24 protein-coding genes, 1 tRNA gene and 2 pseudogenes are annotated in these 26,492 nt (G+C 71.3%); 5 read left to right on the forward strand and 22 right to left on the reverse strand.

The window, feature by feature from the left end:
* Positions 1-103: 103 nt before the first annotated feature.
* The 4 genes from ACFYTE_RS11390 to ACFYTE_RS11405 form a co-directional block, all read right to left on the reverse strand.
* Positions 104-2,302 (reverse strand): fructose-specific PTS transporter subunit EIIC, encoded by a 2,199-nt coding sequence (locus ACFYTE_RS11390; RefSeq protein ID WP_388708015.1) that lies wholly within the window; start codon positions 2,300-2,302, stop codon positions 104-106.
* Positions 2,303-2,468: 166 nt separating this feature from the next.
* Complete coding sequence (gene pfkB / locus ACFYTE_RS11395; RefSeq protein ID WP_388708018.1) at positions 2,469-3,416, reverse strand: 1-phosphofructokinase; 948 nt, start codon at positions 3,414-3,416, stop codon at positions 2,469-2,471.
* On the reverse strand, positions 3,413-4,174 hold the full coding sequence (locus ACFYTE_RS11400; RefSeq protein ID WP_388708021.1) for a DeoR/GlpR family DNA-binding transcription regulator: 762 nt from the start codon (positions 4,172-4,174) through the stop codon (positions 3,413-3,415). Before ACFYTE_RS11400 ends, pfkB begins: the two co-directional genes overlap by 4 nt.
* Positions 4,175-5,052: 878 nt before the next feature.
* On the reverse strand, positions 5,053-6,597 hold the full coding sequence (locus ACFYTE_RS11405; RefSeq protein WP_388708023.1) for an MFS transporter: 1,545 nt from the start codon (positions 6,595-6,597) through the stop codon (positions 5,053-5,055).
* A 106-nt stretch (positions 6,598-6,703) separates the two neighbouring features.
* Between ACFYTE_RS11405 and ACFYTE_RS11410 the strand changes: the two genes are divergently transcribed.
* Complete coding sequence (locus ACFYTE_RS11410; RefSeq protein WP_388708026.1) at positions 6,704-7,666, forward strand: helix-turn-helix transcriptional regulator; 963 nt, start codon at positions 6,704-6,706, stop codon at positions 7,664-7,666.
* A 717-nt stretch (positions 7,667-8,383) separates the two neighbouring features.
* Here ACFYTE_RS11410 and ACFYTE_RS11415 read toward each other — a convergent pair.
* A pseudogene (locus tag ACFYTE_RS11415) lies at positions 8,384-8,888 on the reverse strand (TetR family transcriptional regulator); the annotation flags it as partial.
* Between the two features lie 521 nt (positions 8,889-9,409).
* The gene (locus tag ACFYTE_RS11420; protein WP_388708029.1) at positions 9,410-10,432 is read right to left on the reverse strand and encodes an RNA polymerase sigma factor RpoD/SigA; all 1,023 of its coding nucleotides are present in this window, start codon (positions 10,430-10,432) and stop codon (positions 9,410-9,412) included.
* Between the two features lie 226 nt (positions 10,433-10,658).
* Between ACFYTE_RS11420 and ACFYTE_RS11425 the strand changes: the two genes are divergently transcribed.
* Positions 10,659-11,177, forward strand: coding sequence for a GNAT family N-acetyltransferase (locus ACFYTE_RS11425; protein ID WP_388708032.1), 519 nt, complete (start codon positions 10,659-10,661; stop codon positions 11,175-11,177).
* A 102-nt stretch (positions 11,178-11,279) separates the two neighbouring features.
* Here the strand turns inward: ACFYTE_RS11425 and ACFYTE_RS11430 are convergent, their stop codons facing one another.
* Positions 11,280-12,071, reverse strand: coding sequence for a dioxygenase (locus ACFYTE_RS11430; protein ID WP_388708035.1), 792 nt, complete (start codon positions 12,069-12,071; stop codon positions 11,280-11,282).
* Positions 12,072-12,203: 132 nt separating this feature from the next.
* Between ACFYTE_RS11430 and ACFYTE_RS11435 the strand changes: the two genes are divergently transcribed.
* The gene (locus ACFYTE_RS11435; protein ID WP_388708038.1) at positions 12,204-12,713 is read left to right on the forward strand and encodes a MarR family winged helix-turn-helix transcriptional regulator; all 510 of its coding nucleotides are present in this window, start codon (positions 12,204-12,206) and stop codon (positions 12,711-12,713) included.
* Positions 12,714-12,861: 148 nt separating this feature from the next.
* Here ACFYTE_RS11435 and ACFYTE_RS11440 read toward each other — a convergent pair whose 3' ends face one another.
* Positions 12,862-14,388: an MFS transporter gene (locus tag ACFYTE_RS11440; protein ID WP_388708041.1), complete on the reverse strand. Its 1,527-nt coding sequence runs from the start codon at positions 14,386-14,388 to the stop codon at positions 12,862-12,864.
* 242 nt (positions 14,389-14,630) lie between these two features.
* A complete protein-coding gene (locus ACFYTE_RS11445; protein WP_388708044.1) occupies positions 14,631-15,275 on the reverse strand; it encodes a TetR/AcrR family transcriptional regulator in 645 nt (214 codons plus the stop codon).
* A 304-nt stretch (positions 15,276-15,579) separates the two neighbouring features.
* Here ACFYTE_RS11445 and ACFYTE_RS11450 point away from each other — a divergent pair, with 304 nt between their 5' ends.
* The gene (locus ACFYTE_RS11450; RefSeq protein ID WP_388708047.1) at positions 15,580-16,875 is read left to right on the forward strand and encodes a M6 family metalloprotease domain-containing protein; all 1,296 of its coding nucleotides are present in this window, start codon (positions 15,580-15,582) and stop codon (positions 16,873-16,875) included.
* Positions 16,876-17,265: 390 nt separating this feature from the next.
* Here ACFYTE_RS11450 and ACFYTE_RS11455 read toward each other — a convergent pair whose 3' ends face one another.
* Positions 17,266-18,006 carry a DUF4232 domain-containing protein gene (locus tag ACFYTE_RS11455; RefSeq protein WP_388708050.1) on the reverse strand — a complete coding sequence of 247 codons (741 nt, stop codon included), beginning with the start codon at positions 18,004-18,006 and terminating at the stop codon, positions 17,266-17,268.
* Positions 18,007-18,349: 343 nt separating this feature from the next.
* A complete protein-coding gene (locus ACFYTE_RS11460) occupies positions 18,350-18,793 on the reverse strand; it encodes a hypothetical protein (protein ID WP_388708053.1) in 444 nt (147 codons plus the stop codon).
* A gap of 340 nt (positions 18,794-19,133) precedes the next feature.
* Between ACFYTE_RS11460 and ACFYTE_RS11465 the strand changes: the two genes are divergently transcribed.
* Positions 19,134-19,209 (forward strand) — tRNA-Arg (locus ACFYTE_RS11465).
* Positions 19,210-19,277: 68 nt separating this feature from the next.
* Here ACFYTE_RS11465 and ACFYTE_RS11470 read toward each other — a convergent pair.
* The 11 genes and pseudogenes from ACFYTE_RS11470 to ACFYTE_RS11520 all read right to left on the reverse strand — a co-directional run bounded on the left by ACFYTE_RS11470 (position 19,278) and on the right by ACFYTE_RS11520 (position 26,432).
* Complete coding sequence (locus ACFYTE_RS11470; RefSeq protein ID WP_388708055.1) at positions 19,278-20,432, reverse strand: tyrosine-type recombinase/integrase; 1,155 nt, start codon at positions 20,430-20,432, stop codon at positions 19,278-19,280.
* A complete protein-coding gene (locus tag ACFYTE_RS11475) occupies positions 20,432-20,614 on the reverse strand; it encodes a helix-turn-helix domain-containing protein (RefSeq protein WP_388708058.1) in 183 nt (60 codons plus the stop codon). Before ACFYTE_RS11475 ends, ACFYTE_RS11470 begins: the two co-directional genes overlap by 1 nt.
* On the reverse strand, positions 20,604-21,923 hold the full coding sequence (locus tag ACFYTE_RS11480) for a replication initiator (protein ID WP_388708059.1): 1,320 nt from the start codon (positions 21,921-21,923) through the stop codon (positions 20,604-20,606). Before ACFYTE_RS11480 ends, ACFYTE_RS11475 begins: the two co-directional genes overlap by 11 nt.
* 164 nt (positions 21,924-22,087) lie before the next feature.
* Positions 22,088-22,333, reverse strand: coding sequence for a SpdD protein (locus ACFYTE_RS11485; RefSeq protein WP_388708062.1), 246 nt, complete (start codon positions 22,331-22,333; stop codon positions 22,088-22,090).
* A 24-nt stretch (positions 22,334-22,357) separates the two neighbouring features.
* Positions 22,358-22,552 carry a hypothetical protein gene (locus ACFYTE_RS11490; RefSeq protein WP_388708372.1) on the reverse strand — a complete coding sequence of 65 codons (195 nt, stop codon included), beginning with the start codon at positions 22,550-22,552 and terminating at the stop codon, positions 22,358-22,360.
* A gap of 18 nt (positions 22,553-22,570) precedes the next feature.
* Positions 22,571-22,759: pseudogene (locus ACFYTE_RS11495) on the reverse strand (mobile element transfer protein); the annotation flags it as partial.
* A 12-nt stretch (positions 22,760-22,771) separates the two neighbouring features.
* Positions 22,772-23,398: a DUF2637 domain-containing protein gene (locus ACFYTE_RS11500; protein ID WP_388708065.1), complete on the reverse strand. Its 627-nt coding sequence runs from the start codon at positions 23,396-23,398 to the stop codon at positions 22,772-22,774.
* Positions 23,395-23,655, reverse strand: coding sequence for a hypothetical protein (locus ACFYTE_RS11505; RefSeq protein WP_388708068.1), 261 nt, complete (start codon positions 23,653-23,655; stop codon positions 23,395-23,397). The genes ACFYTE_RS11500 and ACFYTE_RS11505 overlap by 4 nt, the downstream gene beginning before the upstream one ends.
* An 86-nt stretch (positions 23,656-23,741) precedes the next feature.
* On the reverse strand, positions 23,742-25,118 hold the full coding sequence (locus tag ACFYTE_RS11510) for an FtsK/SpoIIIE domain-containing protein (protein WP_388708070.1): 1,377 nt from the start codon (positions 25,116-25,118) through the stop codon (positions 23,742-23,744).
* Positions 25,118-25,474 (reverse strand): hypothetical protein, encoded by a 357-nt coding sequence (locus tag ACFYTE_RS11515; RefSeq protein ID WP_388708073.1) that lies wholly within the window; start codon positions 25,472-25,474, stop codon positions 25,118-25,120. Before ACFYTE_RS11515 ends, ACFYTE_RS11510 begins: the two co-directional genes overlap by 1 nt.
* Before the next feature lie 169 nt (positions 25,475-25,643).
* Positions 25,644-26,432 carry a GntR family transcriptional regulator gene (locus ACFYTE_RS11520; RefSeq protein WP_388708076.1) on the reverse strand — a complete coding sequence of 263 codons (789 nt, stop codon included), beginning with the start codon at positions 26,430-26,432 and terminating at the stop codon, positions 25,644-25,646.
* Between the last annotated feature and the right edge of the window lie 60 nt (positions 26,433-26,492).

Consider the following 26,492-nt stretch of genomic DNA (forward strand, 5'->3'; position numbering starts at 1 on the left):
CCCAGTAGACACCACGGTCCGGACCTCAAGGTCCGGACCGTGAGTTATCTCGCAGGTGCCGTGAATCACTCACAACACCCCAAACGGACAGGCGCGTCGGCGCCTACGCCGCCACCGTCTGCTTCGTCTGCGCCGCTGCCGTGGACGGGTTCGCCGCCGATTCCGCGGTGCCCGCCGGGGCCGGCCTGCGCATGCCCTTGAGGAGGACGACCAGCGCCGTCGTGACGCACACGCCGGCCGCGATGGCGACCAGGTAGAGCAGCGGGTTGCCGATCAGCGGGACCACGAAGATGCCCCCGTGCGGGGCGCGCAGGGTGGCGCCGAAGGCCATCGACAGGGCGCCGGTGACCGCGCCGCCGACCATCGAGGACGGGATGACGCGCAGCGGGTCCGCCGCCGCGAACGGGATCGCGCCCTCCGAGATGAAGGAGGCGCCCAGCACCCAGGCGGCCTTGCCGTTCTCGCGCTCGGTCTGGGTGAAGAGCCTGCCGCGCACGGTCGTGGCCAAGGCCATCGCCAGTGGCGGCACCATGCCGGCCGCCATCACCGCGGCCATGATCTTCATCGCGGAGTCGCTGGGGCTCGCGACCGCGATGCCGGCCGTGGCGAAGGTGTAGGCGACCTTGTTGACCGGGCCGCCCAGGTCGAAGCACATCATCAGGCCGAGCAGGCCGCCCAGCAGGACGGCGTTGGCGCCGCTGAGGCCGTTGAGCCAGTCCGTCATGCCCTTCTGCGCCGAGGCGATGGGCTTGCCGATCACGACGAACATCAGGAACCCGACGATCGCCGAGGAGATCAGCGGGATCACCACCACCGGCATGATGCCGCGCAACGCCGTCGGGATCCGGACCTTCTGGATCGCCAGCACCACCCCACCGGCGATCAGACCGGCCGCCAGACCGCCGAGGAAGCCGGCGTTGATGGTCAGCGAGATCGAGCCGCCGACGAAGCCGGGTACGAGACCGGGACGGTCCGCCATGCCGTAGGCGATGTAGCCGGCCAGCACCGGGACCAGGAAGCCGAAGGCCACACCGCCGATCTGGAACAGCAGCGCGCCCCAGCTGTCGGCCTGGGTCCACACGAAGTGGTCCATGACCGACGGCGCCTTGTTGATCTTGTAGCCGCCGATCGCGAAGCCGAGGGCGATGAGCAGGCCGCCCGCGGCGACGAAGGGGACCATGTAACTGACGCCGGACATCAGCCACTTGCGGAGCCTGGTGGCGTAGCCCTCGGTGGAGTCGCCGGAGCGCTCGACCGGGGTGCCGCCCGGCTTGGCGGCGGCCGTCACTTCGCCGCGTTCGGCCTTGTCGCGGACCTCGGCGATCAGCTCGCCGGGGCGGTTGATGCCCGCCTTCACGCCGACGTCGACGGTCGGCTTGCCGGCGAAGCGCTCCTTGTCACGGACGGGCACATCGTGCGCGAAGATCACGGCGTCGGCCGCCGCGATCACGGCCGGGTCGAGCCGGGTGAAACCGGCCGAGCCCTGTGGCTCGACGACGACCTCGACGCCCGCCTCACGACCCGCGTTCTCCAGCGACTCGGCGGCCATGTAGGTGTGGGCGATACCGGTCGGGCAGGAGGTGACGGCGACGATGCGGAACGGCCGCTCCGCCGTGCCGAAAGCCCCGTCCGCGGCGGCCTGACCCGGCGCGTCCGACGCGGGAACCTCCTGGTCAACCGCACTGCCCGCACTGCCCGCACTGCCCGCTGTCGCGCCGGCGGAGGCCGCCGCCGGCGCCACAGCGGTGTCCTCGGAGCCGTGCGCGCCACCGGCTGCGGCGCCGCGAGCGGCCTCGGTGGCCCCCTCGGAGTCCTCCGCGGCCGGCGTCGGCTCGGTCGTCGGCGGCTCGGTCGTCGGCGGCTCGTCACCGCGGATCAGCGCCGCCGCCGTCCGCGGGTCGGCCACCGACCGCAGCGCGGACGTGAACTCGGCGTTCATCAGGTGTCGGGCCAGTGACGACAGGATCGTGAGATGGGCGTCGTCGGCACCGGCCGGGGCCGCGATCAGGAAGATCAGGTCGGCCGGACCGTCCGCCGCACCGAAGTCGATCCCGGCGGCGCTGCGCCCGAAGGCCAGCGTCGGCTCGGTGACGTACTCGCTGCGGCAGTGCGGGATGCCGATGCCGCCGTCCAGGCCGGTCGGCATCTGCGCCTCACGGGCGGCCACGTCGGCGAGGAAGCCCTCCAGGTCGGTCACCCGGCCCAGGGCCACCATGCGCTCGGCGAGGGCGCGCGCCGCCGCTTCCTTGGTGTCGGCGGACAGGTCGAGATCGACCAGGTCCGCGGTGATCATGTCGCTCATCGCGGGCTCCTTCGCTCGCGTATCGCCCGGGGAGTCGGGTGGACGGGAGGTGTGGTGACGGGGGTGGTGTGGGGGGCGGTGAGGGGGGTGCCGGCCAGTGACGAGGCACCGCGCAGGCTCCGGTCGGGTTCGCGGGCACAGGCCGGCGCAGGGGTCGTACGGCCGCTCATGACACCGGCTCCGTGAGTTCGCGGTCCGTCGGGGGCCGTTCCGTGACCGTCACCGCCGCCGGGTCCAGGTCGGCCGGTGTCGGCATCACGCTGCCGGGCAGCTGGACGGCCGCCGCGCCGTGCGCGACGGCGGAGGCCAGCGCGTCGGGGCCGGTGCCGCCCGCGATCAGGAAGCCGGCCAGGGACGCGTCACCGGCGCCGACATTACTGCGTACGACATCCACGCGGGCGCTGCCGAACCAGGCGCCCGTACCGTCCACGAGCAGTTGCCCGTCGGCGCCGAGGCTCGCGAGCACGGCCCGCGCGCCCCGCTCGCGCAGTTCCTCGGCCGCCTTCACCGCGTCGCCGACCGTCGCCAGGGGGCGTCCCACGGCCTCCGCCAGTTCCTCGGCGTTCGGCTTCACGACGTCCGGACGCTCGCGTAGCGCCGCCAGCAGGGCCGGACCGGAGGTGTCCAGCGCGATGCGTGCACCGACGGCGTGCGCCCGCGCGACCAGGTCGGCGTACCAGGCGGGTGCGAGTCCGCGCGGCAGGCTGCCGCAGCAGGCGATCCAGTCCGCGTGCCGTGACTGCCCGCGCACCGTCTCCAGCAGCAGTTCCTGCTCGGCCGCGGACAGCTCGGGACCGGGTGCGTTGATCTTCGTGAGCACCCCGTCGGCCTCCGCGAGGGCGATGTTCGAACGGGTGGCCCCGGCGACCGGGACCGGGGCGACCTCGATGCCCTGCGCGTCCAGCAGTTCGGCGACGAGCGCGCCCGGCGCCCCGCCCAGGGGCAGCACGGCGACCGTGCGGCGTCCGGCGGCGGCCACGGCACGCGAGACGTTCACGCCCTTGCCGCCGGGGTCCATGCGCTCGCCGGTGGCGCGGATGACCTCGCCGCGCTCCAGCGCGGGGACCTCGTAGGTGCGGTCGAGGGACGGGTTGGGGGTGACGGTGAGGATCATGCGCGCACTACCTCCGTGCCGCCGCGTTCGATGGCGGCGGCGTCTTCGGGGCTCAGCCCGCTGTCGGTGATCAGCAGGTCCACGTCGCCCAGGTCGCCGAACCGGGCGAAGTGCTCCTGGCCGTGCTTGGCGGAGTCGGCGAGCAGGACCACGCGACGGGCCGCGGCGACCGCCGCGCGCTTGACCGCCGCCTCCGCGAGGTCGGGGGTGGTCAGACCGTACTCGGGAGAGAACCCGTTGGCGGCGACGAACAGCAGGTCGGCGCGGATCTCGCCGTAGGCGCGCAGCGCCCAGGCGTCCACGGCGGCCCGGGTACGGTGCCGGACCCGCCCGCCGACCAGATGGAGCTGGATGCCCGGGTGATCGGCGAGGCGCGCCGCGATCGGGAGGCTGTGCGTGACGACCGTGAGCTGTGCCTCCAGTGGGATGGCCGCGGCGAGCCGGGCCACCGTGGTGCCGGCGTCGAGGATCAGCGTGCCCTCGGCCGGCAGTTCGGCGAGGGCCGCCTTGGCGATGCGGTCCTTCTCGTCGGCGGCCGTGGACTCGCGCTCGGTGAGGTCCGGCTCGAAGTCGAGGCGCCCGGCCGGGATGGCGCCGCCGTGCACCCGGCGGAGCAGGCCGGCCCGGTCGAGGGCCTTCAGGTCGCGGCGGATCGTCTCCGCGGTGACCTGGAACTCCTCGGCCAGCGACACCACGTCGACCCGGCCGCCCTCACGGGCGAGCCGCAGGATCTCCTGCTGCCGCTCCGGTGCGTACATGCCCGCTTACCTCCGAACCATGCCCGAACGTGTGGTTTCACGGAAAGGCTACGTCCGAATTTCCGAGAAGTAAACACGTCCAGACCTCAAATGGGCACGAACGGACTTCCGCCTGAACATTCGACCCCGGGGACACTCGGCGCACGCCCCAGACCCAGCAGGCGCTCCGGACTCGGCGCAGGCCCAGGACTCGGGGGCGCCCTGGGCTTGGCGGGTGCACCGGACCTGGCGGCCGAGCCCGGACCCGGCGCACGCTCCGGACTCGGTGGGCGCGCCGGCATTGGCACAGGCCCCAGACTCGGCACAGGCCCCAGACCCGGCGCACGCCCCGGACTCGACAGGCGCTGCGGACGTGGCGCACGCCCGGACTCGACAGGCATCGGACCCGCCCGCCCCAGACTTGGCGGGCAAGGAGGATGCCGTCGCCCCGCTCTACGCGGCGGGCGGCCAGCGCTGGGCGGAAGTCGTCCGCACCGCTCCGGCCGACCTCCCGCCACCCGGGTTACGTCCTGACTCCGGGCAGCGGGGTCTCCGCCGCCTCCTGGGAGTGGGTCCGCACCCTCGTCCGTCTCACTGCCGGAGCCGGTAGGTGCACCGGACATGATGACCGGGCCCGTACTCGACGCGCCCCCGGAGTCGGCGGGCTCACCAGACCACGGCAGGCACACCGGCTCAGCGGACGCTCCGGACATACTCGGCGCACGCCCCGGGCTCGGCAGGCTGGCACCCGGACCCGGCAGGTACACCAGACGTGGCGCACGCCCCGGACCCGGCGCACGCACCGGACGTGGGGGCCGGGCCCGGGGTGTTTGGGGTGTGTGAAGGAGCTGGTGCCTCGGGCGTGGGGGCTGTTCGGAGAGGGACACCCTGGGCGGCGTTCATCGTGTCGGTTCCGGCTCCCTCGCCGCCGGGAGATCCGCCTCGGCCCCCTCCACGTGCTGCGCCGGCCGCCGCGGCAGCGCGAACATCAGCAGGAAGATGACGCCCAGGACGGCGGCCACCCAGCCGAGCGCGTACTGGAAGGCGTTCACGAAGGCCGGACCCACCTGGGCGGGGGCCAGTCCGTCGTCGATCACCCCGAAGAACACCACCGACACCAGCCCGAGGCCGAGCGCGTTGCCCATCTGCTGGACGGTGTTGATCAGACCGGAGGCCGAACCGGCGTGCTCACGCGGCACCTCGGACAGGACGGCATCCGTCAGCGGGGCGACGATCAGACCCATGCCGACGCCCATGACCACCAGCGGCAGCGCCATCTGCCAGGGGGCGATAGCGAGGCCGTACCGCTGCGACTCCGCGAGGTAGATCAGTACGCCGAGCCCCATCACCAGCGCGCCCGCCTGAAGCACCCCGCGGCCGAAGCGCGGGACCAGCTTCTGCACCGAGAGGCCGGCCGCGGTGGAGACGGCGATCGAGAAGGGCACGCCGGTCAGCCCGGCCCGCAGCGGGCTCCAGCCCAGGCCCGTCTGCATGTACAGCGTCCACACCAGGAAGAAGACGCCGAGCGCGATCCCGAACACGGTCTGCACCGCGATGCCCGCCGCAAAGCTCTTCACCCGGAACAGCGACAGTTCGACCAGCGGCGAGCCGTCCCGGGCGCCCTTGCGCCGTTCGTAGGCCACCAGCGCCGCGAAGACGACGAGCGCGCCGGCCATCGACGCATGACCCCACAGCGGCCAGCCCAGCTCGCGCCCGCGGGTGAGCGGGTAGAGCAGCATCAGCAGGCCCAGGGTGACCAGCGTGACGCCGACCAGGTCCAGTTTGAGGGCCCGCGGGGCGCGTGACTCCGTGATGAACCGCCGCCCCAGCAGGAAGGCCACGACACCCACCGGCAGGTTGATCAGGAAGATGGGCCGCCACTCCAGGCCGAACAGGTTCCACTCGGTCAGCAGCGCGCCGAGCAGCGGGCCGGACACGGCGCCGAGCCCGACGATCGCGCCGAACAGCCCGAAGACCTTGCCGCGTTCGTGCGCCGGGAAGGTGGCGTGCACGATCGACAGGACCTGCGGCACCATCAGCGCCGCCATCGCGCCCTGGAGGATGCGGGAGGCGACCAGCATCTCCGGGTTCACGGCGAAGCCGCACAGCGCGGACGCGAGCGTGAAGCCGCCGATGCCGACGAGGAAGAGCCGCCTGCGGCCGTGGATGTCACCGAGGCGTCCACCGGTGATCAGACCGGCCGCGAAGGCGAGGGCGTAACCGGCGGTTATCCACTGGATCTGACTGAAGGAGGCGCCGGCGTCCCGCTGGATGGACGGGATCGCGATGTTGACGATCGTGACGTCGACCAGGTCCATGAAGGCCGCGGTCATCACGATCGCCAGCGCGTACCAGCGACGGCGGTCGCCCGCGGCGGGCCGGGCGGAAGCGGGTGTGGCGGTCGGTGCTGTGCTTGGTGCGGGGTGGGTCTCGGTGGAGGTCATGTGGAGGAAGCTAGGGGGTGAGTAGGTCAGATCGTGTCCTACTTCTGCGGCATGCTCGCGGACATGACGGCGGCGCACCGACGGCGCTCACGACCGCGGAGGACTCATGACGACGGACACCCCGGCCCGGCTCCTTCAGTTGCTCTCCCTCCTCCAGACGCCCCGCGAGTGGCCCGGCGCCGAGCTGGCCGAACGGCTCGGGGTGTCCCGTCGCACGGTCCGCCGGGACATCGACCGGCTGCGGGAGCTGGGCTATCCGGTGCAGGCGACCATGGGCGCGGACGGCGGGTACCGGCTGGTGGCGGGCAAGGCGATGCCGCCGCTGGTGCTCGACGACGAGGAGGCGGTGGCGATCGCGGTCGGGCTGCGGGCCGGGGCCGGGCACGCGGTGGCCGGCGTGGACGAGGCGTCGGTGCGGGCGCTGGCCAAGCTGGAACAGGTGCTGCCGTCCCGGCTGCGCCACCGGGTCTCCACCCTGCAGGCCGCGACGACCCCGCTGACCAGCGGGGACGGGGCGAGCATCGCGCCGGAGACGCTGACCGTGATGGCGTCGGCGGTGGCCGGGCGGGAGCGGCTGCGGTTCGCCTACCGGGCCGGGGACGGTTCGCAGTCCCGGCGGCTGGCGGAACCGTACCGGCTGGTGTCGACCGGGCGGCGGTGGTACCTCGTCGCCTACGACCTCGACCGGGACGACTGGCGCACGTTCCGGGTCGACCGGGTCGGTGAGCCGTTCGGGACCGGGACGCGGTTCGCTCCGCGGGAGCTGCCGACGGGCGGTGCGGCGGAGTATCTGCGGCGGTCGATCCACCGGCGGCAGGAGACGTACGGGTTCGTGGTGGCCTTCGCCGCGCCGGCGGACGTCGTCGCGCCGCGCCTGCCCGCCTGGCTCGGCACGCCGGAGCCCGCCGGCGGACGGGGCTGTGTCGTACGCGGCACCAGTGGCGAGCCCCTGGACTGGCTGGCGCTGCGGCTGGCCCTCGTCGGGCATGAGTTCACCGTCCGGGAGCCGCCGGAACTCGTCGAGTGCGTACGGGAGTTGGCGGCTCGGCTGACGCGTGCCGCGGGCTGACCGAAGACGGTCCCCCAACGCTCGGCAGCCCGGAATCTGTTCAGACCCCCGCACCCACCCCGGCCGGGCACCCGTCCTGCCCGCCCGCTCGCCCGGCTCAGGAACTCGGCCACGGGAAGCCGTGCAGTGCGCCCAGGTTGCGCAGGGCGAGCGCCGCGGGGCCCTCCTCTCCCGTGGCCGCCGCCGAGCCCGCGGCCCACGACTCGACGGCCACCCGCACCGCCGCGCTCGCCACCGCCGCACCGAACCGCAGTTCCTGGGAGACCACGGCGCCACCGGGGACGTCGGGCCCGGCATCAGGTCCAGCGCCCGGTCCGGCATCGAGCCCAGCGTCGGCCCCCGCCGCGGGTCCGGCATCAGATCCAGCACCGGGTCCGACATCAGGTCCAGCGCCGGGTCCGACATCGGGTCCCGCACCGAGCCCCACGGCAAGTCCCGCATCAGATCCAGCACGGGGTCCGACATCGGATCCCGCACCGGGCCCGGCACCGAGTCCCACGGCGGGTCCCGCATCAGGTCCAGCACCGAGTCCCGCATCAGATCCAGCACGGGGTCCGACATCGGATCCCGCACCGGGCCCGGCACCGAGTCCCACGGCGGGTCCCGCATCAGGTCCCGCGGCGCGTCCCGCATCAGATCCGGCACCGGGTCCGACATCAGATCCAGCACCGGGCCCGGCACCAGGCCCCGCGGCGCGGCCCGCGGCGGTGGCCCGCGGGCGTAGTCGGGCCGCGAGGACGTCCGCCAGTGTCTGCTCCGCCGACTGGCACACCTCGGCCCACACCCGGCGCAGCGCGGGGCTGGTGTGGGTGAGGCGGACGAGGGTGCGGACCCACTCCCAGGAGGCGGCGGAGACCCCGCTGCCCGGAGTCAGGACGTACCGGGTGGCGTGTTCGAGGGCCGCGGGCAGCGGGAGGTCGGCCGGAGCGGTGCGGACGGCTTCCGCCCAGCGCTGGGCGCCCGCCGCGTAGAGCGGGGCGACGGCCTCCTCCTTGGTGGCGAAGTACCGGTAGAAGGTGCGCGGAGCGATGCCGGCGGCCTGGGCGATGTCCTCGGCGCGGGTGGCCCGCAGGCCCTGGCCGGCGAAGAGCCGGGCCGCCGCGCGGGCGATCTCCCTGCGGGTCTCCGCCTTGCGCCGCTCGGTCAATGAGCCGGAGGAAGCTCCCGGCAGGCCGGAAAACGCCTGGTCGGGGCCGGGATCGGGGGGACTGGCCATGCTCACGTCGGCAGGCTATGCCCATGTGGCAGAATCTGCCATTCGGTGGGCCACCCCGTGGTTCAGGTACGGGGTGCCCCACCGGTCCGCCGCGCCCGGTGGCGCGGCGAGAACGACGCGACGGCCCGCGGGCGGCAGCCGACAGGAACAGCAGCGCGCCGAAGGGGCGCGGGGAACCGCGCGACCAGCAACAACGGCGCCGCCGCGGTGGCCGGACAAGAAAAAACCGGGCTCCGGCGCCCGGGGGGGATAGGCGCCGAAGCCCGGCTCTGGGAAGGTCCCGGCGCCGGGGGGAGTGCGTCGGGACCTGGCTCGGGGGACGGTGGGCGGCCACGGGGTGCGACCCGGGCCCCCGATCCCCAACTCCTGGGCCCGGAGGGTTTGTTCCCGGGGTCCGGGGAGTTGAAGCGACGGTACACAGCCATGTTTGCGCGGTCTTCCGCCACCCGGCGCACGCGGGAGGCGACGGTCGCACGGTGCCTGCGGCGAGGGAGCCGCGCGCGCCCCGCACATCCGGCTCCCGCCGCTCACGCGGCCGCGTCGAAACCGGTCTGGCGGGCCAGCTTCTTCAGCTCCAGCAGCGCGTGCTTCTCGATCTGGCGGATGCGCTCACGCGTCAGGCCGTGCTCCTTGCCGACCTCGGTCAGCGTGCGCTCCCGGCCGTCCTCGATGCCGTAGCGCATCTTGATGATGGAGGCCGTGCGCTCGTCGAGGCGGCCGATCAGCTCGTCGAGACCCTCGCTGCGCAGCAGCGTGAGGACGGACTGCTCGGGCGAGACCGCCGAGGTGTCCTCCAGCAGATCGCCGAACTGGGTCTCGCCCTCGTCGTCCACCGACATGTTCAGGGAGACCGGGTCGCGGGCCCAGTCGAGCACGTCGGTGACGCGCTCCGCCGTGGAACCCAGCTCGGCGGCGATCTCCGCGGGCTCGGGGTCGCGGCCGTTCTCCCGGTTGAACTCGCGCTGCACCCGTCGGATGCGGCCCAGTTCCTCGACCAGGTGGACGGGCAGGCGGATGGTGCGGGACTGGTCGGCGATCGAGCGGGTGATCGCCTGGCGGATCCACCACGTCGCGTATGTGGAGAACTTGAAGCCCTTGCGGTAGTCGAACTTCTCGACCGCGCGCACCAGGCCGGCGTTGCCCTCCTGGATCAGGTCCAGCAGCGGCAGGCCGCTGCGCGGGTAGCGCCGGGCGACGGCCACGACCAGGCGGAGGTTGGACCGGATGAAGACATCCTTGGCCCGCTCTCCCCCGTCGACCAGGGCCTGAAGTTCCTCACGGGTGGCGTCCGTGCGGGACTCCTCCTCGCCGTCGAGGACCTGCCGTGCGAACACACCCGCCTCGATGGTCTGGGACAGCTCGACTTCCTTGGCGGCGTCGAGCAGTGGCGTGCGCGCGATCTCGTCGAGGTACATGCCGACGAGGTCGCGGTCCGCGATCTCGCCGCCACGGGCACGAACGCTGCTTGCCGAGTTGGCCGTCTCTCCCCCAGAAGCCTGGGAGGTACCCCCATGGGCGGACTGACGACGGGCGACGGCACGGGTTGCCATGCGTGCTCCCTTTCGAATCGGGGTCCCCCGGTCCGGCCGGAGCCGGGCTCGGGAGAGGGCTGGCGGGTGGTTCTGCTGGAAGCTCAGCACTCAGAGAACTCCTCGGACTCTCGTTGAGTGCCCTGCATCCGAAGGAAACAACGACTGGAATCCGGACAGAATTCCCAACCCGCCCCCCAGTTTTTCTGATCATGCAGTACCCTGTGCCGCCGCATGAGGAGGACCGATGCCGTCGGAACGTACGGATGTGCAGGTCAGGGCGGGGGCCGAGGGCGACCTCGAAGCGCTCACGGACCTCTACAACCACTACGTACGCGAGACCTCGATCACCTTCGATACCGCGATCCTCACCGCGGAAGAGCGCCGTCCTTGGCTGCTCTCCCATCCGGAAGACGGACCGTACCGGCTGATGGTTGCCGTGGACGCGGACTCTCAGGAAATTCTGGGCTACGCCACATCGAGTCCTTACCGTGCGAAGCCCGCGTACGGCACGTCGGTGGAGACCACGGTGTACGTCGCCCCGCGCGCCGGTCGCCGCGGCATCGGCACGCTGCTCTACAAGGCTCTCTTCGCGGCCCTGGCCGGGCAGGACCTGCACCGCGCCTACGCGGGCATCGCCCAGCCGAACACGGCGTCGACGCGGCTGCACGAACGCTTCGGCTTCCGGTACGTCGGCACGTATCGCGAAGTGGGCCGCAAGTTCGGCCGCTACTGGGACGTCGCCTGGTACGAGAAGGAACTGTAAGCCCGGGAACGGCGCCCACCCGCCCGAGGACCCGCACCACGACACTCACCCGCCCAGCACCGCCCCCGCCTCGGCACACCCCCCAAAGGCCCACCCCGGCGGTCAGCCGAACTGCACGGAGCGCTTCGCCATTCCCAGCCAGAATCCGTCGATCACCGACTTCGGCACGGCCGGACCGGCGCCGTCGTCCGCCGCGCCCATGGTCACGAACAGCGGGGCGAAGTGCTCGGTGCGCGGATGCGCGTAGCGGCCGGCCGGTGCCTTGTCGAGGAAGTCGAGCAGGGCGTCCCAGTCGCGGGCTTCGAGGGCCCGGCGGCCCCAGTCGTCGAACTCGGAGGACCAGGCGGGCACCCCGCCGCCCGCATGGCGCAGGGCGGCCAGGTTGTGGGTGAAGAAGCCGGAGCCGACGATCAGCACGCCCTCGTCGCGCAGCGGCGCCAGCCTGCGGCCGATCTCCATCAGGCGCACCGGGTCGAGGGTCGGCATGGAGATCTGCAGGACGGGGATGTCGGCCGCGGGGAACATCTCGACGAGGGGGACGTACGCGCCGTGGTCGAGGCCGCGGTCCGGGATGTCCTGGACCGGGGTGCCGGGCGCGCGCAGCAGTTTGCGCACGGATTCGGCCAGATCCGGGGCGCCGGGCGCCGCGTAGCCGACCTGGTAGTAGTGCTCGGGGAAGCCCCAGAAGTCGTAGACGAGGGGGACGGTCCTGACGGCGCCGAGGGCGAGCGGCGCCTCCTCCCAGTGGGCGGAGACCATGAGGATGGCCTTGGGCCGCGGCAGGTCGGCGGACCAGGCGGCGAGCTGGCCGGGCCAGACGGGGTCGTCGGCGAGCGGCGGGGCGCCGTGGCTCAGATAGAGGGCGGGCATGCGTTCCTGCGCGGCGGCTGACATGACGGCGGCTCCCTCCGGTGGACCGGGCGGCAGGGCGACCCGCGTCCAGTTGCTTTAAATCTCAAGCTCTCATGGAAGACGGTACGCCCGACTTGTTCAATCTTCAAGGAGATGCCTCGTACAGTGGACCTCATGGACACGGCACCCGGCTCCACCCCGCAGCACCGCTGGCTCACCGACGAGGAACAGCGCGTGTGGCGCTCGTACCTGCACGCCACCACCCTGCTGGAGGACCACCTCGACCGCCAGCTCCAGCGTGACGCGGGCATGCCCCACATCTACTACGGACTGCTCGTCCAGCTCGCCGAGGCCCCGCGCCGCCGGCTGCGGATGACCGAGCTGGCCATGCAGGCGAAGATCACCCGCTCCCGGCTCTCGCACGCCGTCGCCCGCCTGGAGAAGAACGGCTGGGTGCGCCGCGAGGACTGCCCCGCCGACAAGCGCGGCCAGTTCGCGGTGCTGACCGAGGAGGGCCACGAGGTGCTGCGGCGCACCGCGCCGGGCCATGTGGCGGCCGTGCGCCAGGCGCTGTTCGAGCGGCTGACCCCCGAGCAGCAGAAAGCCCTCGGCGAGATCATGGAGATCGTCGCCGAGGGCCTTCAGCCGAACGAGGCGGGTGCGGACCTGCCCTGGCTCCGCTGAGCCGCTCCCGCAGGGAGCCGGGGCAGGTCCCGGAACCTCACCCGGAGCACCGGGCAGGTCCCGGACGTCGTACGAGCGCGGCGTCCCCTTCCACGCCCGCACGACTTCCACGCCCGTACGGCGCAGGCCGAGCGGGTACCCGGGCGGTTCAGTGGGCGACCACCGGCACCGTCACGTCGTCCTCGACGTCCTCACCCGCAGCCGCCGTGCCGCCGCCGGGACGGCCGGCGTTGACGAGGGTCAGGGCGATGGCCGCGGCGGCCACCAGGATGCCGACGGCGAACCAGATGGCGCTGGTGTAGCCCTCCACCATGCCCCGGAGCTGGACCAGCTGCCGCTGCTGCCCCGTGGTCGCGGTCGCGATGTGGTCCTTGATGTACGAGGTCGTCGCGGAGGCGGCGATCGTGTTCAGCAGGGCCGTGCCGATCGCGCCGCCCACCTGCTGCGAGGTGTTGACCATCGCGGAGGCGACACCCGCGTCCCGCGGCTGGACGCCCTGTGTGGCCAGCGACATGGCGGGCATGAACGCCGTACCCATGCCGAGGCCGAGCAGCACCATCGCGGGCAGCACCGTCGAGGCGTAGGTGGAGCCGATCTCCAGCTGGGCCAGCAGGAACATGCCCGCAGCGGCGACCAGGAAGCCCGGACCCATCAGCAGCCGGGGCGCGACCCGGGTCATCAGCCGGGTACCGATCTGCGTCGAACCGGTGATCATGCCCACGACCATCGGCAGGAAGGCGAAGCCGCTCTGGATCGGCGAGTAGCCCTTGACGACCTGGAGGTAGTAGGTGAGGAACAGGAAGGTGCCGAACATCGCGATGATCGCGAGACCCAGCGAGAGGTAGACGCCGCCGCGGTTGCGGTCGGTGATCACGCGCAGCGGCAGCAGCGGCGCCTTGACCCGGGCCTCGGTGACCACGAAGGCCAGCAGCAGCACCGCCGACGCGACGAACAGTCCGATCGTCACCGAGTCGCCCCAGCCGTCGGACTCGGCGCGGGTGAAGCCGTAGACCAGCGAGACCAGGCCCAGGGTGGACAGGATGACGCCGGGGATGTCGAGCGGGGAGCGGTTGCGGCTGCCCTCCGGCTCACGGATGACGAAGTAGGCGCCGGCCGCGGCGATGACCGCGAACGGGATGTTGACGAAGAACGTCCAGCGCCAGTCCAGGTACTCGGTGAGCACACCGCCGAGGATGAAGCCGACGGCGCCGCCGCCACCGGCGATCGCACCGTAGATGCCGAACGCCTTGGCGCGCTCCCGGGCGTCCGTGAACATCACGGCGAGCAGGGACAGCGCGGCGGGCGCGAGCAGGGCGCCGAAGACACCCTGGAGGGCGCGGGCGCCGAACATCATCGCGCCGGTGGTCGCCGCGCCGCCGAGCGCGGAGGCCGCGGCGAAACCGACCAGACCTATGACGAAGGCGCGCTTGCGGCCCCACAGGTCGGCGACCCGGCCGCCGAACAGGAGCAGACCGCCGAACGCGAGGGCGTAGGCCGTGACGACCCACTGCCGGTTGCCGTCGGAGATGCCCAGGTCCTGCTGGGCGGAGGGCAGGGCGATGTTCACGATGGTGGCATCGAGGACCACCATCAGCTGGGCGAGCGCGATGAACACGAGCGCTTTCCAGCGGTTGGCGTCGGGGACGCCGGGAGCCTTGACGGCTGTTTCAGACATGGGGGTACCCATTTCGGGACTTCGGGACTTCTTGACCTTCAAAAAGGGAAGGCCGGGACGTCGTGACGGAACAGGTGATCGAAAACGGACGGCACGTCGCCGCCGACGGCCGCGGGCGCAACCCCGTGGCCGACGCGGAACACGAACGTGACCGACGCGGAACGTGGAATGGGTCGTGGTACGTGCAGACGGACGTGACTGACGTGCTGCGAGAAGGCCGCTCTACGGCCCGGAACTGAGCGTCAGGTCTGGCGCAGGTCCTCCATGGTCGCCGCCGTGCCCGGCAGGGCGGAGCGGGCCGGGGCCCGCAACCCGTCCAGGAACAGCTGAAGGTGCCGGTGGACGAAGGGGTCCAGGCTGAGGCAGCCGAGGCCGGCCGGCGGCCGGGACAGCTGGGCCACCGCGACCATGACGTCGCCGACGCCGACGTCCGGCCGGAGCTGGCCCGCAGCCCTGGCCCGGTCCATGACCTCGCCGATGAGGTCCTCGGTGCGCTCCCGCGCGGCCATCAGATCGGGGTGGTTCTGGTCGAAGGTGCTGCAGACCATCGGGCACAGCGCGCTGATCCGCTCGTCCGCGGCGACGTGCACGAAACGCTCCAGCGCCTCGAAGGCGTCCCCGGTCTCCGCGAGCGCCTCCTCGGCCGCCTGCGCAGTGCGGTTCATCACGGAGCAGACGACCTCGCGTACGAGCGAGTCGCGGTCGGGGAAGTTGCGGTACACCGTGGCATTGCCGACGCCGGCCCGGCGGGCGATGTCGTCGAACGGCACATCCGGGCCGTGTTCCACGAACATCTCCCGGGCGGCGCCGATGATCCGCTCGCGGTTGCGCAGGGCGTCGGCGCGGGGCCTGGTCGCCTTGCGCTGCACGACGGTCGCGGTCTGCACGGCGTACTCCTCGGTCGGTTTGCCTGGCTTCGGTCGGTGCTTGGCTTCGGTCGGTTTGCTGGGCTGGTTCAGAGAATCCGGGGAAGGACTCCCCGTTTTCGCTCGGACACAGGTCTAAACGGGGAGAGGATCCCCGGTTATTTCCCACCCGTAGAAAGATTCCCTGTGACCTAGCTCACACCCGTTCGGCCCGAGAAACCCACGTTCGGGCTCCCCCAGCGCGCGCCCGGCGCCCTGACGACTCAGGGTGATCGCAAGGGTGCAGCCGGAGACCGGCGGCTGCCGTGGAGCGAAAGGCCCCTGCATGCAGTCGCAGCCGCAGCCGATCGCCCGTCGGATACGCCCGCGGCGCGTGGCCGCTCTCGCGTCCGTGACCGCCCTGACCCTGGCGGTCAGCACCTCCGCCGGAACCGGACGTCTCATACCGGGCACCACCACCGCCGGCGCCGGTTCCGTCCCCGGCCTGGCCCGCACCGCAGCCCTCGCCCCCTGCCTCATCAACGGCGCCCGCGAGGTCCAGATGACGGAGGGCGTCCCCACCGCCGGCGGCTACGCCCGCTCCACCGGCACCGTGCGCGCACTGACCTTGATGGTCGACTTCCCTGACGCGCCCGGCGAGGGCGACGCCCTCGACCGCTTCCACGAGTTCTTCCCGCAGACCCAGGAGTGGTTCCACACCGCGTCCTACGGCCATCTCGACTACCGCGCCGAGACCCCCATCCCGACCTGGCTGCGGATGCCCAAGACGTTCCACGACTACGGCATAGAACGCGGCGCCCCCTTCGACCCGGGCTACCGCCAACTGGTCCAGGACATCGTGTCCGCCGCCGACCCGACCGTGGACTTCCGGGACTACGACCTCCTGAACGTGCTGGTCAGCCCAGATGCCGGGCCCTCCGCCCTGGACACCGTGCTGTCCGTGACCTTCGCCGGCAACGGCGAGGCCCCCGTGGCCGACGGCGTACCGATCGCCAACGCGTCCTTCGTCTACTCCCGCCAGGACGACGGCTCCGGCTCCTACGCCCGCACCGGCTACCGCGTGCTCCCCCACGAGAACGGCCACGTCTTCGGCCTGCCCGACCTGTACACCCAGGACGGCGGCGGCGCGGTCGGCCACTGGGACATCATGAGCGAGGACTGGGGCGCCAACAACGACCTGCTCGGCTGGCACAAGTGGAAGCTGGGCTGGCTGGACGTCGACCAGGTCAGCTGCGCGGCCACCCCGGGCACCAAGGAGTTCACGCTGAGCCCGATGTCCCGGCCCGGCGGCCACAAACTCGTCTTCGTCCCGCTCACCGCGCACACCGGCTACGCCCTCGAACTGCGCACCCCCGGCGGCAACGACGAGGCCGTATGCCATCCCGGCATCCTCATCTACAAGGTCGACGCGAGCGTGGACACGGGCCGCGGCCCCATCACGGTGTACGACGCCCACCGCGAGAGCGGCGGCTGCACCCGCAGCCCCAACGTCCACGCCGAACTCTCCGACGCCCCCTTCGGCCCGGGTGAAACCTTCAAGGACCCCCGCCGAAAGATCACCGTCGAGGTGACGGCCGAGGAGCCCAACGGGGATTACAAGGTACGGGTGGATCGGGCGTAGGGGGCTCGGGGGATCGGGGCTCAGGGGATGGGGGCTAGGGGGACGGGGGCTCGGGGTGTGAGGGCTCGGAAGATGGGGCTCGGAAGATGGGGGCTCGGGGTATGGGGGCTCAGGGGACGGGGGGTGCGGTTGGGGGCTTCCGTGCGAGGACCGCGCGCACGCATCCGTGGTCGCTGCCACGGCGGATCACCGTAGACAGTCCGGCGCTGCCGATCACGGCGTGTGCACAGGCCGCAGCCCCAGCCGCAGCCGCCGTACATCGCCTCCCGCTTCCCACCGGGCGCATGCCCGGACGGCGGACGAGGTAGACCCCCGCCCGCCGTCCGGACCCTACGCACGCTGACCAGCCGCGCTGACCACGGTGCTGTCGCTCACCGCGTCCGCACGGGATCACCAGCTGAGGGCGTCGTCCATCGACTGCTGCCAGTAGGTGACCTTGAGCGAGTCGTCGACGTAGACGCCCTTCGCGGGCAGCGACGGGTGGGCGCCCGTGCCGACGCTCTCGTTGCCGGAGCGGCCGTGGAAGTAGACGGTCAGGGAGTTCTCGGTGCGGCCGTTGGAGGCGCTGCCGTCGGCGGCGGACAGGTTCACGGAGGCGTAGCCGGACTGACCCGGATCGAGCGTGACGACGGCCTGCGGCTGGGAGTCCTCGATGACCGGCGGCACCGCCTGGGCCTCACCGAAGCGCACCGCCGGGTAGGTGTAGAGGAAGCAGGGCTTGCTGCCGGTGTTGGTGACGGTGAGCAGCATGTGGTTCACGGGCCGGTTGAGCGGGGCCGCGACGGTCTTGGTGTTCGAGCCCTCGCAGGTGCCCGGCCGGCCGGCGGAGGCCGGATCCTTCGCGGCGACGCCGTTCCCGGCCGGCTTCGAGCCGGCGGTACCGGTCCCCGCGGGCTGCTGCCCGCCGGAGGCCGCGTCGGCGCCGGGCGCGTCAGCGGTGGGCGCATCAGCGGTGGGCGCGTTGGGCTTGGAGGCGTCGGCGGAGGACGAGGCGGTGGCGGAGGCGCCGGTCGAGGCGCCCTCGTCGTGGACGCCCGTACCGTCGTTGCACGCGGTCAGGGAGAGCGCGGCGAGTACGACGGTGGCGGCGGCGCCGATGAGACGGGTACGGGAGTTGCGGATACCGGACATGGTGCGGTGCCCCTTCGCTGTTCGGGTGGGTGGTGCTCGGATGACTGGAGCGTGCGGGGTGATCCGTCCCAGCCGCCACGCACGACGGCCAGTTCGGCACGCTGGAACGCCGAAACACACCCTGACCAGGGAAAACCCACTGCCCCTGGAACGCCCGAACGGGACACGGTGGAACGGAGAAACAAACACCGGCGGCGGGCCGGGCCCCTCTGGCCGGTGCCGCATCAGGCAACGTCTGCCCTGGCGCCGCACCGGTTGAGGCCCGTCACCGGACGATGCGGCCGCGCCGGATTTCTGCCGCGCGTGCCGGGGTCGGTGGTGACCTGGCGGCCGACGCCGACCGCTAGCGGCGGTCGCCTTCACACGCGTCGAGGCGTACGGCGGTCAGGTAGTGCGTGCTGTGAGGGTTGATGTCTGCGGACAGCAGGAGCTTGCGGTCCGACGGGGCGAGGACCTCGGTCAGTTCATGGATCGGGTAACCGAAGAGGTCGACGTCGCCGAAGGCGACCGGTACGTCGGCGGCCCGGTCCGGGACCCGCTCGGTCCGCTCGACGATCAGGTGCCCCATGGTCTGCTCGGCACAAGCCGTGCAGGCACAGGCGGTGACCAGAACGCCGTGGTGGACGAAGAAGAAGGTCCAGTGCGCTCCGCATATCCACCCGCCGGCGCGGATCTCCGCCAGGGTCGACGCGGTCCACTGCGCCGCACGCTCGGTCATGCCGAATCGCAGGACGCCTGCGTTCGCCGGGAGCACGAGCCCGGTGCCGGGCATCAACCGGAAGGTCACCCGACCAGTCTGCCGAGACGCGTCGCTCGGGTCACCCCCTGCCGACGCGGCGATGCCGCCGGGCTGGGCGGACACATCAGACTGATGAGCCGGGAAAGCCGCCCGACGACCCCGGCACCAACGCGACGCACCCCACAACGACGACGCCGACTCGACGACCACACACAGCCGGCCGTCGCTCCGACCCCCCGCAAGTCGCCTACCGCCACCAGGCCACCCGCTACACTGACTGCGGTGGCGCAGTCATCATCGACCGCATCACCACAGCTCTGCCGGGATCCCAACTGAGTACGGCCCACCCATCTTGGACCACCCCTCAGCCGTCTCCCGACAGACCCCCGCCTTCGTAGCTCAGGGGATAGAGCACCGCTCTCCTAAAGCGGGTGTCGCAGGTTCGAATCCTGCCGGGGGCACCAGGCAAAAGGCCCCGGACCGATCATGGTCCGGGGCCTTTGACATCAACTTTTGACATCAACGCAGGCGGTCACGCACGACCGGGACGCCGCTTTCGGAGTAGCCGGTCCATGTGGCTCATGGCCTCGCGCTGAGTGTCCTGCACGACGTGCGTGTACACGTTCATGGTGATGCTGATCTGGGAGTGCCCGAGGATCTCCATCACGACGCGGGGCGCGACCCCGGCCGCCGTGAGCAGGGTGGCGGTGCCATGGCGGGCGTCGTGCAGGCGGATGACGCGGAGGCCGGCGGACTCGGCGACGCGGGTGAAGGAGCGATAGAGGTTGCGCGGCTCGACGGGGCGGCCGGTGCGGGTGGCGAAGACGTAGTCCGAGTCCTGCCACCTCTTCTCCGCTTTGGTGCGAGCAGCAGCCTGCCGCATGCGGTGCCAGCGCAGGGGCGCGATGCAGAGGGCGGGCAACGGGACGGCACGGCGACGGCGGCTCTTCGGATCGTCGTCGTAGAGGACGCCACGGCGGCGCTGGACCTGGTGGCGGACGTAGAGCACGCGGTTGTCGAGGTCGAGGTCCGACCAGCGGAGACCGACGATCTCTCCCCGGCGGAGGCCCATGGCGATGGCGAGGACGAAGGCCGCGTAGAGCGGGTCTTTACGGGAGGCGGCGAGGAAGTCGAGCGTCTCGTCCAGGGTCCAGGGGTGCAGCTCGGGCGTGTCCGTGCGGGGCGGCTCGACGAGCTTGGCGACGTTGCGCGTGATGAGTTCCTCGCGACAGGCGGAGGACAGAGCCGAGCGCAGAACTCGGTGCGATTCCTTGGCGGTTGCGGCGGTGGTCTCCTTCTCCAGGCGGACGAGGAAGCGGCGGACGTCGGCGACCCCGAGGGATTCGAGGCGCTTGGCACCGAGGAGGGGCACCAGGTAGAGCCGGACGTGTGCCTCGTACTTGTCGAAGGTGCTGAGCTTCCGTCGGGGCTTGATGACGTTGTCCAGCCAGTACGGCAGCCACTCGGAGAGCTTGGCCGACTTTGTGGGCACGGGCACGCCCTGGTCCACCTTGTCGAGGAGTTCACGGCGCTTGGTGTCGCACTCCGCCCAGGTCTTGCCATAGGCGAACTTGCGGGCGCGGGTGCCGTCCGGCTGGAGCACGTAGACCGCGCATTGGAAGCGACCGTCCTTGCGCTTGGTGATGGTGCCGGCGCCATTCGGGTTGCGCTTGCGTTGCTGGGCCATCAGGCCGCCGCCTCCAATTCGTTGGTGATGTAGTCGCGGACGGCTCGGGCCGGAATGCGGCGGCATCGGCCGATGGTGAGGGACGACAGACGGCGAGAACGGATGAGGTCGTAGACCGTCGAGCGACCGAGCTTGAGCCGAGCCATCACGTCGGGCACCGTCAGCAGCTCGTCATCGGGCATGAGTGGGTTCCCCCTCTGTTCCGGGCGCGGGTGCGATGGAGTCGGCGAGCCAGGCTTCGGTGTCGGTGAGGCCGGTTCCGGCGTAGATCCAGTGGTCGAGGACGAGGGTTGTGACCACATCCGGATTTCCGGAGGTGGTATGGCCGTTGATGGCCTCTGCGGCTTGGGATGCGCGCCATTCGGCTCGGGCGTCGCGGAGGGCCCCGAGGGTGGTGGAGTAGCGGCGGGACTTGGTGGAGAAGTGGCCGCGGAACCCGAGCATGTGGGCCCAGGCGCGTAGACGGAGGTGTTCGAGATCCTTGCGGGCGCCGAGTGTCCAGGCCGTTCGGATGAGGCGACGGGCGTGGTCGCTGATGTCGAGCTGGGCGAGTTCGGCGGCGAACTTCAGGGGGCGGTCGAGGGCGCCCGTCGCAGTCTCGGCGCCCTTGGTGGCGTACTTGGCGATGTACGCGGCTACGGCACGCTCGGTCAGCTCCTTGGCGTCGTTGAAGTGGGCGGAGCGGATCGTGCGGACGTCGAGCTGGCGGCCGAAGGTGAAGGTGTGGGCGCGGCCGTCGATCTCCGGTCCGTCCACGCGGACGGCGGTGGCAGCGGCGCGAATGGCGTCGGTGAGCAGATCGGGGGTGGCCCAGGCGGGCGGCGGGGTGTCGCCGCCTTCCGGCCCGTCGATGCGGATGACCGCGTGGAAGTGGACGGCGCCACGCTTCTGGTATTCGGCGACCTTGGCGAAGGACACCCGCGCGTGCTCACGGAAGGCCCGTTGGGTGAGGCCGGCGCGCTTGGCGACCTCGCGGCGGAGGTAGGTGGAGAAGCGGCGCCAGAGCGGTCCCGCGTGGGCGTTCCACAACACAGCCGTCTCGTAGTCGTACGTATCGAGGTCGAGCGGTGTACCGAGCGCGGGGTCCTCTTGGTCGTGGAGGGTGCCACAGCGGCAGGCACGGACCGTGCGAGCCTGACCGGTGGGGCGGTTGTGGACCGGGCCGAAGCCAGGGGCCGTGAACGTGGCGAAGACGCGGGGATGAGCGGCGACGCGTTCAGGGACGCCCTTGCCGCCGCGCAGGCCGGAGGTGATCAGGTGGAAGGTGTCGCGGCGGTAGACCTCCGCGCAGGCCGCGCACCGGGTCGTGCGGCGGTTGTTGCAGCGGACCAGGAGGTGACCGGCCGGGAGGCGGGTGGAGTCGAGGTGGTGGAGGACGCTGCCGATCTCGCCGGTCGCGGTGTTCACGTCGTACTCGGTGCGGTGGCCGTCGAGGCGGATCGGGTGCGTGCAGCCGCCGAGGCCGGAGAGCTGGCGCAGGAGAGCGGGCATGGTGCCGAGGGCGGCCAGTTTGCCGAGTTCCTGAAGCGGGGGCGAGGTGTCGCGGGTGAAGATGGGAGTTCTCCTTCTGGCTTCGGTCAGGAGGGGCAGGGCCCCCGGGGCGGCGGATGCTTGGCGGTGTCAGGCCGTCCCGGGGGTCTGGTGGAGCTGGGGTGTCAACGGCGGTGCTGGTCGCGGGGCAGCGAGCGCAGGACGACGGCGGCGACCGTCACCGAGATGGCCGTGATGGCGACGGCGGCCAAGAGCGCGGTCAGGACGACACCGCCGACGAGGACGGCCGCGACCGTTCCGGTGCTGACGGAGATCTGCGGAGCCGTGCGCTGCACGGGAGCCGGGTCGGCCGTGGTGTGGATGTGCGCCGACGGCGGGGTGGGGTTGGCGGGGTACTTGGGCAGGAACACGGCGAAGCCTCCTTACCTACTCGTCTAGTCATGTGATCCGTTGACGATGTCCACGCCGGAGCGCGTACCGGATTCGATGGCCGGGGCCAGGAAGGTGTGCGAGAGCCAGAAGCCGAAGAGGGCGATCAGGACGACGGCCCAGATGCGGACGCCGAGGAACTTGACCGCTCCCCACGCGAAGAGGCCGAGGACGAAGACGAGCGGCAGGCTGACGGTCACGGGTTCGGGGTCCTTCCAGCGGACGGGGCAGCGGTGGGTGCGGGCGGCGAGTTCGGCGGCGGCGCGGCTGTCGTAGTCGGCGGAGAAGCCGCAGCGCGGGGCCGTGCAGGCGGCGGTGTGCTTCTCGTGGCCCCGGTTGTCGTAGGCGGTGCCGACCTGGACGGGGCCGATGCGGGTGACGTGGCGGAAGCGGCGGTTCGCGGGCATGCGGTTCTCCTCTCAGAGGCGGGCGGCGATGGCATCGGCCATGGGCGCCGGGACGCCGAGGCGGGCACGGAGGGTTGGGGTGTCGATGGGTGTTCCGGTGCGGGTGTGGTGGTCGGCGGCGACCTTGCGCGCGTGTTCGACCAGGGCGGCCGGGACGGGCACCGCGGATTGCGCCGGACGTTCGGGGGATGTCTCGATGACTGGTTGGGTGGGCGGTTCCGGCGAGGGATCGGGAGCGTCCGCCTGGGCGTGGAGGCCGGGTTCCTCTGTCGACGCCGGTGCGGAATGGGCGAGGAGGGTTCCGCCGAGGAAGGCGATCGCTGGCCAGCCCGCGACGAGGATGCGCAGCCATGCCGGCACGTGGGTCATGTCGAGGAGTCCGGCGGTGGCGACGTTCGCACCGAGCGAGGCCACGAGGGCGATCAGGAACCAGCACCAGGCAAGCCCGGAGCGGCCGTTGGTGCGGAGCCGTCGCCAGACGGCGACCAGGAGCAGGTCGACGCTGATCGGGTAGGCCCATGCCTTCCAGCCGGTCTGTCCGGCCGCCGAGGCGATGTCGTGCAGGTGGGCGAAGGACAGGGCTCCGGCGATCAGGGCTTGAACGACTACGGCGTCCAGGCGGGCAGGCAACCGTTTCACGACTCCTCGTTCCGTTCCTTCTCACTGTCGGCCTGGGCGGCGGCGTAGGTCTCCAGGGCCTTGACGTAGTCGGCGCAGGCGGCGGTCAGATCACGGGCGAAGGTCAGGTGATCGGCGATGGGCACCCTGGCGAAGGCCGAGACGGTCAGGGAGTGGTCCTCACCGTCCAGGGTGAGGATCGGGGTGCGGGTCGTGCCGTACTGGCTGAGACGGATGGTGGTGTTGCCGTCCGCGTAGAAGGCCATGGAGGCGGTCACGAGCGTTCCTCTCGGATTTCAGGCATGGGAGAAGTAGGGACTTGGCGTGAGGCGGTCACGCCGACCGGGATGGGGAGAGGCAGAGGTCAGTCGGTCACCGGTCGCAGCTTGACGACCGGAGCCGGTGTATCGACCGGATGTACGGGCACGTCGGGCTGGAACGGCTTCAGGGCGGGAAGGCCGGGCACCAGGTGGGCCGAGGCCCGGCAGATCTCGGCGGCGTCGCCAAGGGAGAGGTACGGCGTGCGGATGCGGGACCAGCCGCCGGAGGTGTCGCCCGCCACGGCCAGGCCGGGCCGCTCGGGAGCGATGGCGCAGGCAGCCATGACCGCTTCGGGGGCGATGTCACCCAGCGCCATCTTGGCCGACGCCTCATCGTTCACGCGATGGCAGACACGCCCGGTCAGCTGGGCCCGGAGCATGGTGGCGCCCTTGCCCAGTTCGGCGCCGAAGCGCTGTCCGCAGACCTCCAGGTAGATGCCGGCGGCGCGGCCGAGCTGGGCGAGGCGGATGAGCTGGGTGACCATCTCGTCCCGCCGTTCCTCCTCCTTCCTGGTTGCCACGAGGAACAGTTCGGCCACCTCATCAACGAACAGCACGATCGGTACCGGGCGTTCCGTCTCAGGCAGGCCCCAGATGTCGGAGGTGATCTCTTCTTCCGGGGTGTCCAGTGCGATGCCCTGCCGGGCCTTGATCAGGTCGTATCGGTCCTCCATTTCCTTCACGAGCACGGGCAGCAGGTCCGCCGCCTGTTCGAGGTCGGTGGCCAGGGCCGACAGCCGGGCGGCGAACGGTGCCAGCTCCACGCCCCGCTTGCAGTCGATGCCGACCAGGGCGACCGGCTGCCGGGCGAGTCCTGCGGTCAGGTGCCGTAGGTACATGGACTTGCCCGACAGCGTTGCCCCGAGGGTCAGTTGGTGCGGGACGGTCCGGTAGTCGCGCACGAAGGGAGTGGCGTCTTCCCGCAGCGCCACCGACACCTTGAGAAACCCGGCTTCGGCCTTGCGTGGCATCCGGACCTTGCGCAGGACGTCGAAACCGACGAGCCGCAGTTCGACCACGCCCGGCTTGACCGTCGTGACATAGACGGCGTGAACGCCCCAGGCGTGCCGCAGTCGCTCCGCCGAAGCGGCGACATCTGCCGGTTCCTGGCCCGGAGCGAGCCGCAGACGAAGCCGCAGGCCGGTCGACGTGGGACAGATGATCCCCCGGCGGGGCGGAACGGGACGGACCTCACGCCGGGTGGTGACCTTGACCGCCCACGCCCGCAGCCGGGACGGCGCCACGGCCAGCCCGCACGCCTCCATGACCGAGCCGTACGAACTGAGCAGCCGGACCGTGGATATCGGCAAGCCGATGGTGGACCAGTAGACGCCCGGATGCTGGGCCCGGGCGTAGGCAGCCCCGCCGCCGAGCGCGGCGAGGGGACCACCTACCTCCAGAAGTGTCGTCAAGTCGGTCATCAGGCAGCGGCCCCCGAGACGGCCGGGAACGCGGCCGGAGTCACGGCGGCAGCCCGGTAGGCGATCCCATGCCGCTGCTGCCCGTTGAACACGGACTCCCACGGCCGGGCCACCAGCCCCGGCAGCGAGACCGGCGCCCCGAGGGTCAGCCCCTCCGAGATCCCGCCTTCCGGGATGGTGACCTTGATCAGCGACGATTCACCGTCTTCGATGTAGACGACGCCGATCGTCATCAGCGCCTCACCGCTGTTCGCGTCCTTGGCGATCTCGCCGGTCTGACGGTCGCGAACCTTCGGCTCGGGTGCCTCGGTCAACAGGATCGTCGCGGCGGAGGTCTCAACACGGATGGTACGCAAGGAACTTGTCCTATCTACTCGTCTATACAAGAGTCGTCCCGTGAACCCGATCGCCGGGTTCGCGTGGACCACCTTGCCACACGACTTGCCCACTCGTCTATACGAGTATGCGTGTCGGCGTGTACGAGTTCGGAAAGACGTCCCCGCGCACCACCGCAAACCAGGACGATCAGGTCGCCGGAAGCTGGTACGACAACACGTACGCGTCCGCCGCCATCACTGTGTCGCAGACCTCCACGGCCCGCCCCTCGGTGTCGTAAGCGGTTCGGATGAGGTGAATGACCGGCACGCCGGAGGCTAGCCGGAGCGTCTTGACCTCAGCAGGCGAGGGCATCCGGGCCTTGATCTCTTCCTCGAAGTGGTCGAGGCGGTGACCCAGCTCCTCAAGACGGGCGTAGATACCACCGGGTCCGGGATTGGGCTCGGCGATCGGGGTCCCCCGCGCGATATCCAGAGGCAGATACGACGTGGCGAACTCGACCGGCCGCCCGTCCAGCAGATACCGGCGCCGACGGGCCAGCACCCGCCGCACGGACCCCAGCCGCGCGGAAACGTCCTGGCTCGCCTTCTCCTCCTTGACCTCAAGACTGTCGACCTGCGGGTGACCGCCGGCCGCATCGGCCTCCACGATGAACGCGGACTTCCCTTGCTCCCTGTGCCGCCGGGCGAACCGGTCCGAGGCAAGCCGTCGCACCGGGGGGCGTGGCCGTACGAACACGCCCTTGCCGTGCTCGGCGTGGACCAGGCCCTCACCTTGGAGGACGGAGAAGGAGTTGCGGACCGTCATCCGGGACACCCCGTAGTGCTCGACAAGGTCAGCCTCGGAAGGCAGCTTCTCGCCCTCCTTGAACCGCCCGCGGTCGATGGCCTCACGCAGCTGGTCGGCGATCTGCCTAAAGACCGCACGATCGCTCGTGGGGTCGAGAGCGCCGAGGAGGCCGGAGGAAAGAGGGCTCACGGTGAGTACTCCTTTAGGTATCTAGACGAGTGGGCGAGTGTTGTTGCTACGGTGGAGAGC

Source organism: Streptomyces sp. NPDC004629, assembly GCF_042873595.1.
Classification (GTDB): domain Bacteria; phylum Actinomycetota; class Actinomycetes; order Streptomycetales; family Streptomycetaceae; genus Streptomyces.